The sequence below is a fragment of the Microbacterium sp. NPDC089321 genome (assembly GCF_040684935.1).
Lineage (GTDB): Bacteria > Actinomycetota > Actinomycetes > Actinomycetales > Microbacteriaceae > Microbacterium.
This window is the reverse complement of the sequence record NZ_JBFBGX010000002.1, coordinates 1,081,119-1,092,050: the sequence shown is the minus strand read 5'-3', so window position 1 is coordinate 1,092,050 and position 10,932 is coordinate 1,081,119. Positions and strand designations below refer to the sequence as shown.

Sequence of the window (10,932 nt, the reverse complement as noted above, 5' to 3'; positions counted from 1 at the left end):
CCATCCTCGAATAAAGATTCGAACACTTCAAGTTCATCTGCGAGACTAATTCGCACATCCGACATCGCCCGAATCGGGCCGTGGGTACCCTGGGATCATGCGGATCGAGTTCGACAGCGAGGTCACCCGATGGCAGGCCAGGACGGATGCCTGGTACTTCGCCACGCTGCCCGAGCAGCTCTCGCTCGAGATCCGCGAGCTGCCTACTCCGCCACGCGGCTTCGGGTCGCTGCGCGTGCAGGCGCGGATAGGTCTCACGGTCTGGACGACGTCGATCTTCTTCGACGGCTCCGCCTTCGTGCTCCCGTTGAAGAAGCAGGTGCGCCAGCAGCAGGGGATCGGCGAGGGAGATGTCGTCACGGTCGATCTCGACATCCTCGACGTCTGAGGTTCTCCACAGCCCTCTCAGACGTACGCGACGGATCGCCTAGCCTGCGAGCGTGATGCTCCATTCCGCAGCCGTGCTCATCGTGCACCTCGCGCTCGCCGTCGTGGGCCTGTGCCTCATCATGATCGACGCGCGCACGCACCGGCTGCCGAACCGCATCGTCCTGCCCACGCTCGCCGCTCTGATCCTGCTCGTGGTCATCGAGGCGCTCGCGACGGGCGAGGGAGGGCGGATGACACGGACGCTGCTCGGCGGACTCGCGCTGGGTGCCTTCTACGCCGTGCTGCGCCTCGCATCGAGGCAGGGCATGGGCGGAGGAGACGTGAAGCTCGCCGCCGTCATCGGTCTCGTCCTGGCCTGGCACGGCTGGTCGACGCTGCTGATCGGGGCTGCAGCGGCCTTCCTGCTCGGGGCGCTGTATGCACTCGTGCTCATGGCCCTTCGCCGGGCCACCAGGCACACGCGCATCGCGTTCGGGCCGTGGATGATCATCGGGGCGGTTCTGGCGATCGGCGGCGCATCCGCCGTGCTGTCGGCGTAGGGGGATAGGGTGAGCACATGGCACTCGCACGACTTCACGGCGGCCCGCTCGACGGGCAGATCATCCCGCTCGACGACGCGGATCAGGACTCGCTGATCCTGCCGTACAGCGAGACCCAGCTCACCTATCGTCGAGAGGGTGAGGCGACCAGGACCGGTGCGCACGACGGTCCCACCGAGACCGCCTTCTGGTTCGTCGAGGCGGGCGACGACATCAGCCCCGGCGACGACTGACCGCACCGAGCACGTGACAGAAGAGCCTCAGCGCACCTTCGAGATCGAGCGCAAGTACGACGCCGACGCAGACACGGCGCTTCCCGACTGGACGGGCATCCCCGGAGTCCTCTCGGTCACCGACGGCGAGCTCCGCGAGCTCGACGCGCGCTATCTCGACACCGACGACGCCGCCCTCGCCAGGAACGGCATCGCCCTTCGCCGTCGCACGGGCGGGCCCGATGCCGGCTGGCACATCAAAGGCCCACGTCAGGGCGACGGTCGGCTCGAACTCGGCTGGCCGCTCGGCGACGCGGATCGTCTGCCGGATGCCGTCGCCGAGACGATCGCACAGTGGACGGAAGCTGACCTGCATCCGATCGCTCGCATCGAGAACTCCCGCACCGCCTTCCATCTGCTCGGCGCCGACGGCATCATCGCCGAGTTCGTCGACGACCACGTCCGCGCCACGGATCTGCGCACCGGCATCCGCCGAGAATGGCGCGAATGGGAGATGGAGCTCGGACCCGCGGTCCCCGTCGACCGGGCCGGGTTCTTCGCAGCCGTGGATGCCGCCGTCTTCGCCGCAGGAGGCCGCAAGCCGTCGTCCGGATCGAAGCTCGCCCGGGCACTCGGATTCTGAGGGCCGGCCCTCACACAGCTGAGCCCGGGCAGGCAACCCCTTTCACTCCCCGGGCGGGGGATGCTTGAGTCGCATCATGACCTCCGCTGTGCAGCTGCGCTCCATTCAGACGCTCGTGCCCGAGGTGACCGTCGAACAGCACGCGGTGCGCGACATGTTCGCCGGACAGCCGGGCATCTCACGGCTGGCGAAGCGCCTGATCGCCACGTCATTCGACGGTGCCGGCGTGGAGACGAGGCACACGGTTCTCGGTGAGCTCGCTGCGGCTGCGGAGACGCAGGCGCCCCAGTTCCTGGATCATGAGTCGGGCCTGCTGCTCGAGCCGGGCACCGCTGCGCGCAACGACATCTACGCCCGCGAGGCAGACCGGCTCTTCATCGAGGCCGCGGGACGCAGCCTCGATGCCGATCCCGACCTCACGACATCCGACGTCACGCATGTCGTCACCGTCTCGTGCACCGGCTTCCACGCCCCCGGGCCCGACTACGCCATCGTCCGCGCGCTGGGACTGTCGCCCGCCGTGCAGCGCTACCACCTCGGCTTCATGGGCTGCTATGCGGCCCTGCCGGCGCTGCGCGCCGCCACGCAGTTCTGCCGCGCCGACCCCGAGGCGGTCGTGCTCGTGGTGAGCGTCGAGCTGTGCACGCTGCACCTGCGCTCGTCGAGCGATCCTGACGCGATCATCGCCTCGTCGCTGTTCGCCGACGGCGCGGCGGCCGCGCTGGTGACCGCGCGCGAGCTGCCGACCGCTGCGCGCGGATTCACCCTCGACGGCTTCCACACCGGGCTCATCCCGGACGGCGAGGGCGATATGGCCTGGACGGTCGGCGACACCGGCTTCGAGATGGTGCTGTCGACCAGGGTGCCGCAGCTGATCGGCACGCACATCGACGATGCGCTGCGCCCTCTGTGGCAGGCCGACGCGCGCATCGCCGGTTCGCTCGACCGTCAGCGGATGGGCGAGGTCGTGCGGCACTGGGCGATCCACCCTGGTGGACGCAGCATCCTCGACCGCGTGCAGGAGCGGCTCGGACTCGACGACCGACAGCTGCAGCCCGCCCGCGAGGTGCTGCGCACGAACGGCAACATGTCGAGCGCCACCGTGCTGTTCGTGCTGCAGCGCATCCTCGAGAGCGAGCGGCCCGCGCCGGGTGAAAGAGTGGCGGCGATGGCCTTCGGCCCCGGGCTCACCGCCGAGACCGCGATGCTCACCATCGCCGGAGGCGACGATGGACGCTGATCCGGATCGCCCCCCGGTCGACCTGCGCAGGCGCGCGCTCGATCTGCCCGAGCGGATGGATGCCGACGATGCCGACCTCGAGATGCTCGAGCGCACGTATGAGCGCTTCCGATACGTGAACGCGATCCTCTCCGGCCGGGGCGGCGTGTACAGACGGGAGATCGCACCCCGCGCGCGAAGAGGAGCGATCCGCGTGCTCGACATCGGCTGCGGAGGCGGCGACATCGCCCGATACGTCGCCCGCAGGCTGCAGCGCGACGGTCGCCGCGCCGAGGTGGTCGGCGCCGACATCGACCCGCGCGCGGTCCGCTGGGCGGCGGATGCCGATCACGAGGGCCTCGTGCAGTGGCGGTGCCTGTCGAGCTCCGATCTCGTCGCCGAGGGGGAGCGGTTCGACGTCGTGCTGTCGAACCATGTGCTGCATCACCTCACCGCGTCTCAGCTCGGCGGACTTCTCGACGACAGCGAGCGCCTCACCGCTCCCGGCGGCATCGCGGTGCACAGCGACATCGCGCGCAGCGTCACCGCCTACGCGCTGTTCGGCGGGCTCACGCTGCCTCTCGCCGGCACTCTTCTGAAGGGCTCGTTCATCCGTGAGGACGGCATGCTCAGCATCCGCCGCTCGTACACCGCGGCCGAGCTCACAGCAGCAGTTCCGCCCGGCTGGCGGGTCCAGCGTCGGCTGCCGTCCCGGCTCATGCTGGTGCGTGCGGGGCATCTGGTCTGAGCACCGTATGAAGAAGGGGCCCGGTCCATGCGGACCGGGCCCCTTCTTCAGAAGCGGATGTCACATGTTGATCATGTGACCGGCGAGACCGTGGAAGGCCTCCTGCAGCGCCTCGGACAGCGTCGGGTGGGTGTGCACGTTGCGGGCGGCCTCGAGAGCGGTGAGATCCCACTTCTGGGCGAGCGTCAGCTCGGGCAGCAGCTCCGACACGTCGGGGCCGATCAGGTGACCGCCGATGAGCTCGAGGTGCTCGGCGTCGGCGATCAGCTTGACGAAGCCGACCGGCTCGCCCAGGCCGTTGGCCTTGCCGTTCGCGCTGAACGGGAACTTGGCGACCTTGATCTCGCGACCCTCGGCCTTGGCCTGCTCCTCGGTGAGGCCGAAGCTCGCGACCTGCGGCTGGCAGAACGTCGCGCGCGGCATCATGCGGTAGTCGCCCAGCGTCTGGGTCTCGGCCTTGCCGATGGTCTCGGCGGCGACGACGGCCTGTGCCTCGGCCACGTGGGCGAGCTGCAGCTTGGCGGTGACGTCGCCGATCGCGTAGATGCCCTCGACGTTGGTGCGCATGTGGTCGTCGATCTCGATCGCGCCGCGCTCGGTGAGCTTCACACCGGTCTTGTCGAGCCCGAAGCCCTCGACGCGGGGCGCGAAGCCGACGGACATGAGCACCTTGCCCGCGGTGATCTCGCCGGGCTTGCCGTCGCGGGTCTCATAGGTGACATGCACCGAGGAGCCGTTGTCGGTGACCGTCTTCACCGCGGTGGAGGTGAGGATGTCGATGCCGAGCTTCTTGTACTGACGCTGGATCTCCTTCGAGACCTCGACGTCCTCGTTGGGGAGGGCGCGGTCGAGGAACTCGATGATGGTGACCTTGACGCCATAGTTCGTGAGGACGTAGCCGAACTCCATGCCGATGGCGCCGGCGCCGACGATGACGATCGACTCGGGCAGCTCGCGCGAGAGGATCTGCTCTTCGTAGGTCACGACGTTGTCGCTGAGCTGCACGCCGGGCAGCAGGCGGACCGTCGAGCCGGTGGCGATGATCGCGTTGTCGAACGTGATCTCCTCGGTGGAGCCGTCGCTCTTGGCGACCGAGATGGCCTTCGGGCCGGTGAAGGTGCCGCGGCCCTCGTACTCGGTCACCTTGTTCTTCTTCATCAGGAAGTGGATGCCCTTGACGTGCGTGTCCGCGACCTTGCGGCTGCGATCGAACGCGGCCCCGAAGTCGAAGCTCACGTCACCCGAGATGCCGAAGAACTCGGCCTTGTGGGTGAACGTGTGCGCGATCTCAGCGTTCTTCAGGAGCGACTTCGAGGGGATGCATCCGACGTTCAGACACACACCGCCCCAGTACTTCTCCTCGATGATCGCGGTGGACAGACCGAGCTGGGAGCTGCGGACGGCGGCGACGTATCCGCCAGGGCCCGCGCCGAGGATGACGACATCGTAATGTGGCATGCCCACAGCCTAATCCCTGGCCGAACGCGCAGGCGGGCGCGCGACCCGACAGAAAGTGGCATCCAGGACTGTATCGGCCTCCGCGGGAGCGAGAGCATCAGATAGTCTGGAGTGCCGGAGGAGGGAGAACCGTGACAGACGACAGCACGATCGGCGCCGGAGGCGCGATTCATCGCAGCGGCGAGCAGCGACACGATGTGACCCAGACGTTCGGACACGATTCCGATCTCTCCTTCGTGCCGTTCGGCGCGGACCTCACCGAGGCCGAGGCCGCGGCGATCGCCGCCCTGCCCTCCGGATCGGCGCTGCTGCTGGTGCGGGCCGGCGCCCTCGCCGGTGCTCGCTACCTGCTCGACTCCGACGTCACGACCGTCGGTCGCCACCCTGAGGCCGACATCTTCTTCGACGACGTGACGGTGTCGCGCCGTCACGCCGAGATCACCCGCTCGGGCACCGCGTTCGAGATCGTCGACCAGCGCTCCCTGAACGGCACCTACGTGAATGGGGAGCGCGTCGACCGCAGCGAGCTGGCGAACGGCTACGAGCTGCGCATCGGCAAGTTCCGCATGAACTTCTTCGCCTCGCCGACTGATCTCGCGACGGCGAACGGCTGATGGCGGCGGCTGGCGCCGCCAGGGACCGCTCCGCCTCCGCGGGACTCCTCAGCATCGGTCAGGTCCTGGCTCGGCTCACCCCCGAGTTCCCGCAGCTCACGTCGAGCAAGCTCCGCTTCCTCGAGGTGCAGGGGATCGTCACCCCGTCGCGCACCGAGTCCGGCTACCGCAAGTTCTCCGGCTCGGACGTCGAGCGGCTGCGGGCGGCGCTCACGCTGCAACGCGATCACTACCTTCCGCTCAGCGTCATCCGCGAGCAGCTCGACGAGGCAGAGGCCAAAGGCGAGGGCTGGGGCAGCATCGCGCCGCCCTCGATCTCGCCGCCCGCCCGTCACCACCGACGGGACGAGCTGCTGCGGCACACAGGGGCGACTCCGCAGCTGCTGAACGACGCCATCAGCGCCGGGCTGATCATCGGCGCCGAGCACTACACCGACCAGGCGGCGACGCTGCTCTCCGGCCTCGTCACTCTCGCCAGGCACGGCATCGAACCGCGTCACCTGCGCAGCATGCGGCAGAACGCTGAGCGCGAGGCCGCTCTGATCGAGTCGGCGCTGTCCACACTGCTTCGCCGTACCGACTCGGCATCGCGCGGGCGAGCCGCGGAACTGGCCCCTGAACTCGCCGCGCACATCGACGAGGTGCGGCGTCAGCTGGTCAGCCAGTCGCTCGCACGAGTGCTTTCGTAACGAACGGATTGCGACACACCTTCCCCGCGGGTCGGATGTCATTGCCGGGGCAGGGGTCCTGCTCTACCGTGGGGGAATACGCCGTTCAGGAGGGACAGAATATGAATGCGGATGAGCGTGCAGGCGACCCGCGGTTCGTGACCGAACTCCTGTTCACCGACGGTCTTCCGGCCATGGATGACGAGGTCGGCTACCGCGGTGCGGTAGCCGCCCGTGCGGCGGGCATCACCTACCGGCAGCTCGACTACTGGGCGCGCACCGAGCTGGTCGTTCCGACCGTCCGCGGTGCTTCCGGGTCGGGCTCGCAGCGGCTGTACGGCTTCCGCGACATCCTCGTGCTCAAGCTCGTCAAGCGACTGCTCGACACCGGCATCTCACTGCAGCAGATCCGCACCGCCGTCGAGCAGCTGCGGGCAGCGGGCATCCGGGATCTCGCCGGAACCACGCTGATGAGCGACGGAGCCTCTGTCTATCTCTGCACGTCGAACGACGAGGTCATCGACCTTGTCAGCCGCGGCCAGGGCGTCTTCGGCATCGCCGTGGGCAAGGTGCTGCGCGAGGTGGAGTCCACTCTCGTGGAGTTCGACCCGACGGCGCCCGACCCTGTCGACGAGCTCGCGGCGCGACGCTCGAAGCGCACCGCCTGATCTGCGGCCGGAGCGAACCGGCCGGAAAGAAGAGAAGCCGCCCCGAGGGGCGGCTTTCTTTCACGCTGTGAGGCCGTCAGGCGGTTGCGCCGCCCTCGGGCACGGGCACGCGGCCGGTGCGGATGATGCGGTCGAGCAGCTGGTCGAAGTCGGATGCGAGCTCCTGAGCCGAGTCGCCCGGCCAGATGTGCAGCGGCTTCGCCGCACCCTGCGCCTGCTGAAGCGATGTGCGCTCGGGCAGCTGAGGGGAGAGCACGAGCGGGCCGAACATGTCTCGCAGCTCCTTGATGCGGAACTGGTGCTCGATCGACTGGGGGCGCACTCGGTTGACGACGATGCCCAGCGGCTGCAAGCGGGGGGAGAGCCCCCGGCGGATCTCCTCGATCGCGCGCAGCGCGCGGTCGGCGGCGGCGACGGAGAAGAGTCCCGGCTCGGTCACGACCATGACCCGGTCGCTGGCGGCCCATGCCGTGCGGGTGAGTGCGTTCAGCGAGGGAGCGCAGTCGATGAGCACGAGGTCGTACTCGCTCTCGACCGTCGCGAGCGCCTCTTCGAGCTTCCACACGTCGCGAACGCTCGGGTGCGGGCCGTCGAAGTTGATGGCAGAGGGGCTGCCGATCAGCACGTCGATCGTGCCGGGGTGCACTTTCGCCCAGCCGCTGGTGGTGATCGCCTGGCGCACCACCTTCTCCTTGGGGTTGCCCAGGACGTCGGCGATGTTCAGCCGACCGGCGATCTGGAGGTCCATGCCGGTGGACACATCGGACTGCGGGTCGAGGTCGACGACGAGGGTCCGGATGCCGCGGGCGAAGGCGGCGGAAGCGAGACCGAGGGTCACGGTCGTCTTTCCGACGCCTCCCTTGAGGGAGCTGACGCTGAGTACGTGCACGCCCTACACGTTACCGTGCGCTCCTTTGCGGGGCACTCAGCCGAGGCGGTGGGTTAGAGGGAACACCGATCTTTTGGTCGTGATCAGCCCGGAGCACTAACCTTGTCCGGGCGCTGACACGCGCGCGAGCTGGGAGTTGAACCGTGAATCCGAAGAATAATGTCGATCCCGAAGGGGACGACTCGCTGGGTGTGCTCGATGACACCCCGTCGTCGGACACGATGGGAATCGGCCTGACCGGCGGCACTGCCCATGTCTCCGTGGTCCTGCCCACGGGCGGTGACGACGACATGTACGACGAGGCCGTCGACGATGAGGTCATCGACGATGTGCCGGCGTCACTGGTCACGGATCTCATCATCGACACATCGGGGGTCGCCGACGCCGAGACTCTCGCGCGCATCCAGCAGGAGGCGCCCGATGTGGTGATCGAACTGCCCGCGGAGGAGCTGCCTGCGGCTCCGGGCGTCGAGGCACATCCCGTTCCGGCGGAGGAGGAGGCCGAACTGGTCGCCGAGATCATCGACGACGGGACTGAAGCCGACCAGGTCGAGGCGGACGCGGTCGAGGACGCGGCGGCGGATGCTGACATGGTCGACTCCCCGAACGCGGATGCCGTCGAGCTCGATGTCATCCTCGGAGAAGAACATGACGAGGATGACCTCGTCGACGAGCCCGTCGAGATCGATTCGACGCAGGCCGAGCTGATCGGGGATGAGCCTGTCGAGGCTGAGCCGGCGGAGACCGAGGCGAACGATCCCGGCGATGCCGACCCCGATATCGACGACGACCTCTCCGATGACGTCGATGACGCGGGGGACGAGGCCGGTGTCGATGTTCCGCATGTCGATGACGACGTCGATGATGACGACGATGACGACGACGACGACGACGATGACGACGACGTTGACGGTGATGACGATGACGATGACGATGACGATGACGATGACGATGATGACGACGATGATGACGACGACGATGACGACGACGATCTAGAGGACGACGAGGCGGAGCACGTCCACGAGGTCGAAGACGAGGACGACGACGACGGACTCGACGACGGCGCCCTCGAAGGAGCCGTCGCAGATGAGGACGCGGCATATCTCGCCGGCGCTGAGGAGGTCGGCGAGAGCGCATCCGCAGACGAGCACCTGGACCCGGTCAGGCTGCCTGCAGCCCCGGCATCCGGTTCCGATGCGACCGACGAACCCGTCGCCGACTCCGAGGAACCGCCCATCGCCGAGCACTCCGCCAGTGCACCCGTGTCACCGCGGCCCGCCGCCCCTGCAGAGGAGATCCACCCCGTGGCCATCGACGACTCCGCGCCCGAGGCGCGCCCCGCGACCGTGCGTTCCGCTGAGATCGCCCTGACCTCGAAGCGGCTCGACGATCTCGGCTCAGCCGCGACGAGCGAGACCGCCGACCTGCTCACCGCCGACCGTCTGCTCGACCCGGCACGCGTGGCGAAGCCGGAGCCCGAGGGCACCTGGAGCCACCTGCTGTACTCGATGTCCGGCGGTCGCATCAACGTCGGTGACAGCCGCAAGGCCCGCGAGCGCAAGCAGCTCAGCGCTCGCATCGCGGCGCCGCTCGCCGGAACCGCGCGCTTCGTGCCGGTGCTGTCACGCAAGGGCGGCGTCGGCAAGACGACGGTGACGGCTCTGCTCGGAATGGCGCTGGCCGATGCGCGCGACGACCGCGTGATCGCCGTCGACGCCAACCCCGACCGAGGCACACTCGCCGAGCGCGTCGTCGGCTCGCATGCCAAGTCGGTGCGTGACCTCGTACGCGCTCAGCACGAGATCCGCGGCTTCCACGACGTCTCGGCCCTCGTCGCCCGCGATGAGACCCGACTCGACGTCCTCGCATCCGACGCCGATCCCCGCGTGTCCGAGGCTTTCGGGGACGCCGACTACCGCGACGTCGCCACCGTCGCGGCGCAGTACTACTCCCTTGTGCTCACCGACTCGGGAACCGGGATCGTCCACTCGGTGATGGGCGCGACGCTCGATCTCGCCGATCAGCTGATCATCGTCTCGGGGCTGAGCGTCGACGAAGCCCGTCTGGCATCCGAGACCATCACCTGGCTCGAGACGAACGGCCACGCCGCTCTCGCACGTGAGGCGATCGTCGTGCTGAACCAGTCGACGCCAGGCGCCCCGCTGGTGCGCCTGAGCGAACTCGAATCGCACTTCTCGACGCGCGCCAAGCACGTGCTGCGCATCCCGTATGACGCGCAGATCGCAGGCGGAGGCGCGATCGACTTCGCCAGCCTGCAGCCGGCCACCCGGCAGGCCGCGCGTGAGGTCGCCGCGGCACTCATCGAAGGCCTGCGGGCGAAGGCCGTCTGATGACCGTCCGCGAGATCCGCCTCTACGGCGACCCTGTGCTGCGCACGGTGTGCGCCCCCATCGACGAGATCGATGAGGGCGTGCGCGCGCTCATCTCAGACCTGATCGACACCGTCGAGCTGCCGGGACGAGCGGGCGTGGCGGCGAACCAGATCGGGTTCGCGCTCCGTGCCTTCAGCTACAACGTCGACGGCGTTGTCGGGTACATCATCAACCCCGTGCTGACCGAGGTGCGCGGCGAGGCCGCGCCGACGGGGGAGGGATGCCTGTCGGTGCCCGGCCTGTGGCATGAGACGCCCCGTCACCCCTGGGCGCGAGTCGAGGGGATCGACCTCGACGGGCAGCCGGTCGTGCTCGAGGGCGAAGGGCTGCTCGCGCAGGCGCTGCAGCACGAGACCGACCATCTCGACGGACGCGTGTACCTGAGCCGGCTCGAGGGCGAGACCCGGAAGCTCGCGATGCGCCAGGTGCGCGAGAGCGACTGGTTCTAGGCGATCTCGACTGACTCATGAAGAGGGGCCCGCGCTGATGCG

At 68.4% G+C, this 10,932-nt stretch carries 13 protein-coding genes; 11 read left to right on the top strand and 2 right to left on the bottom strand.

Features of this window, described 5'->3' with window-relative positions:
* Window positions 1-97: 97 nt before the first annotated feature.
* The 6 genes from AB0N59_RS13295 (at window position 98) to AB0N59_RS13270 (ending at window position 3,751) form a co-directional block, all read left to right on the top strand.
* Window positions 98-388 (top strand): DUF1905 domain-containing protein, encoded by a 291-nt coding sequence (locus AB0N59_RS13295; protein ID WP_363484005.1) that lies wholly within the window; start codon window positions 98-100, stop codon window positions 386-388.
* 55 nt (window positions 389-443) lie between these two features.
* Window positions 444-929, top strand: a complete 486-nt coding sequence (locus AB0N59_RS13290; protein ID WP_363484260.1) for an A24 family peptidase — start codon at window positions 444-446, stop codon at window positions 927-929.
* A gap of 17 nt (window positions 930-946) precedes the next feature.
* The gene (locus AB0N59_RS13285) at window positions 947-1,162 is read left to right on the top strand and encodes a response regulator (protein WP_204974001.1); all 216 of its coding nucleotides are present in this window, start codon (window positions 947-949) and stop codon (window positions 1,160-1,162) included.
* A 13-nt stretch (window positions 1,163-1,175) separates the two neighbouring features.
* A complete protein-coding gene (locus AB0N59_RS13280) occupies window positions 1,176-1,784 on the top strand; it encodes a CYTH domain-containing protein (protein ID WP_363484001.1) in 609 nt (202 codons plus the stop codon).
* Window positions 1,785-1,860: 76 nt separating this feature from the next.
* Window positions 1,861-3,024 carry a type III polyketide synthase gene (locus AB0N59_RS13275; protein WP_363483998.1) on the top strand — a complete coding sequence of 388 codons (1,164 nt, stop codon included), beginning with the start codon at window positions 1,861-1,863 and terminating at the stop codon, window positions 3,022-3,024.
* Window positions 3,014-3,751: a methyltransferase domain-containing protein gene (locus tag AB0N59_RS13270; protein WP_363483995.1), complete on the top strand. Its 738-nt coding sequence runs from the start codon at window positions 3,014-3,016 to the stop codon at window positions 3,749-3,751. Before AB0N59_RS13275 ends, AB0N59_RS13270 begins: the two co-directional genes overlap by 11 nt.
* 60 nt (window positions 3,752-3,811) lie before the next feature.
* Here the strand turns inward: AB0N59_RS13270 and lpdA are convergent, their stop codons facing one another.
* Entirely contained in the window at window positions 3,812-5,209 is a 1,398-nt protein-coding gene (gene lpdA, locus AB0N59_RS13265) for a dihydrolipoyl dehydrogenase (protein ID WP_363483992.1), read from the bottom strand.
* Between the two features lie 131 nt (window positions 5,210-5,340).
* On the opposite strand from lpdA, the gene AB0N59_RS13260 reads away from it, so the two are divergent.
* From AB0N59_RS13260 to AB0N59_RS13250, 3 genes are all read left to right on the top strand, one after another.
* Window positions 5,341-5,823 carry an FHA domain-containing protein gene (locus tag AB0N59_RS13260; protein WP_363483989.1) on the top strand — a complete coding sequence of 161 codons (483 nt, stop codon included), beginning with the start codon at window positions 5,341-5,343 and terminating at the stop codon, window positions 5,821-5,823.
* Window positions 5,823-6,512 carry a MerR family transcriptional regulator gene (locus AB0N59_RS13255; RefSeq protein WP_363483986.1) on the top strand — a complete coding sequence of 230 codons (690 nt, stop codon included), beginning with the start codon at window positions 5,823-5,825 and terminating at the stop codon, window positions 6,510-6,512. The genes AB0N59_RS13260 and AB0N59_RS13255 overlap by 1 nt, the downstream gene beginning before the upstream one ends.
* Before the next feature lie 101 nt (window positions 6,513-6,613).
* Entirely contained in the window at window positions 6,614-7,159 is a 546-nt protein-coding gene (locus AB0N59_RS13250) for a MerR family transcriptional regulator (protein ID WP_363483983.1), read from the top strand.
* A 76-nt stretch (window positions 7,160-7,235) separates the two neighbouring features.
* Here AB0N59_RS13250 and AB0N59_RS13245 read toward each other — a convergent pair whose 3' ends face one another.
* Window positions 7,236-8,048 carry a ParA family protein gene (locus AB0N59_RS13245; RefSeq protein WP_363483980.1) on the bottom strand — a complete coding sequence of 271 codons (813 nt, stop codon included), beginning with the start codon at window positions 8,046-8,048 and terminating at the stop codon, window positions 7,236-7,238.
* Window positions 8,049-8,191: 143 nt separating this feature from the next.
* Here AB0N59_RS13245 and AB0N59_RS13240 point away from each other — a divergent pair, with 143 nt between their 5' ends.
* Window positions 8,192-10,399 (top strand): MinD/ParA family protein, encoded by a 2,208-nt coding sequence (locus AB0N59_RS13240; protein ID WP_363483977.1) that lies wholly within the window; start codon window positions 8,192-8,194, stop codon window positions 10,397-10,399.
* A complete protein-coding gene (def, locus tag AB0N59_RS13235) occupies window positions 10,399-10,890 on the top strand; it encodes a peptide deformylase (protein ID WP_363483974.1) in 492 nt (163 codons plus the stop codon). The genes AB0N59_RS13240 and def overlap by 1 nt, the downstream gene beginning before the upstream one ends.
* The last annotated feature ends 42 nt before the right edge of the window (window positions 10,891-10,932 follow it).

What these genes read in the sequence shown, in the direction of transcription:
- AB0N59_RS13295 (WP_363484005.1), top strand. Translation starts at nt 98, where the DNA reads ATGCGGATCGAGTTCGACAGCGAGGTCACCCGATGGCAGGCCAGGACG.
- AB0N59_RS13290 (WP_363484260.1), top strand. Translation starts at nt 444, where the DNA reads ATGCTCCATTCCGCAGCCGTGCTCATCGTGCACCTCGCGCTCGCCGTC.
- AB0N59_RS13285 (WP_204974001.1), top strand. Translation starts at nt 947, where the DNA reads ATGGCACTCGCACGACTTCACGGCGGCCCGCTCGACGGGCAGATCATC.
- AB0N59_RS13275 (WP_363483998.1), top strand. Translation starts at nt 1,861, where the DNA reads ATGACCTCCGCTGTGCAGCTGCGCTCCATTCAGACGCTCGTGCCCGAG.
- AB0N59_RS13270 (WP_363483995.1), top strand. Translation starts at nt 3,014, where the DNA reads ATGGACGCTGATCCGGATCGCCCCCCGGTCGACCTGCGCAGGCGCGCG.
- lpdA (WP_363483992.1), bottom strand. Translation starts at nt 5,209, where the DNA reads ATGCCACATTACGATGTCGTCATCCTCGGCGCGGGCCCTGGCGGATAC.
- AB0N59_RS13255 (WP_363483986.1), top strand. Translation starts at nt 5,823, where the DNA reads ATGGCGGCGGCTGGCGCCGCCAGGGACCGCTCCGCCTCCGCGGGACTC.
- AB0N59_RS13250 (WP_363483983.1), top strand. Translation starts at nt 6,614, where the DNA reads ATGAATGCGGATGAGCGTGCAGGCGACCCGCGGTTCGTGACCGAACTC.
- def (WP_363483974.1), top strand. Translation starts at nt 10,399, where the DNA reads ATGACCGTCCGCGAGATCCGCCTCTACGGCGACCCTGTGCTGCGCACG.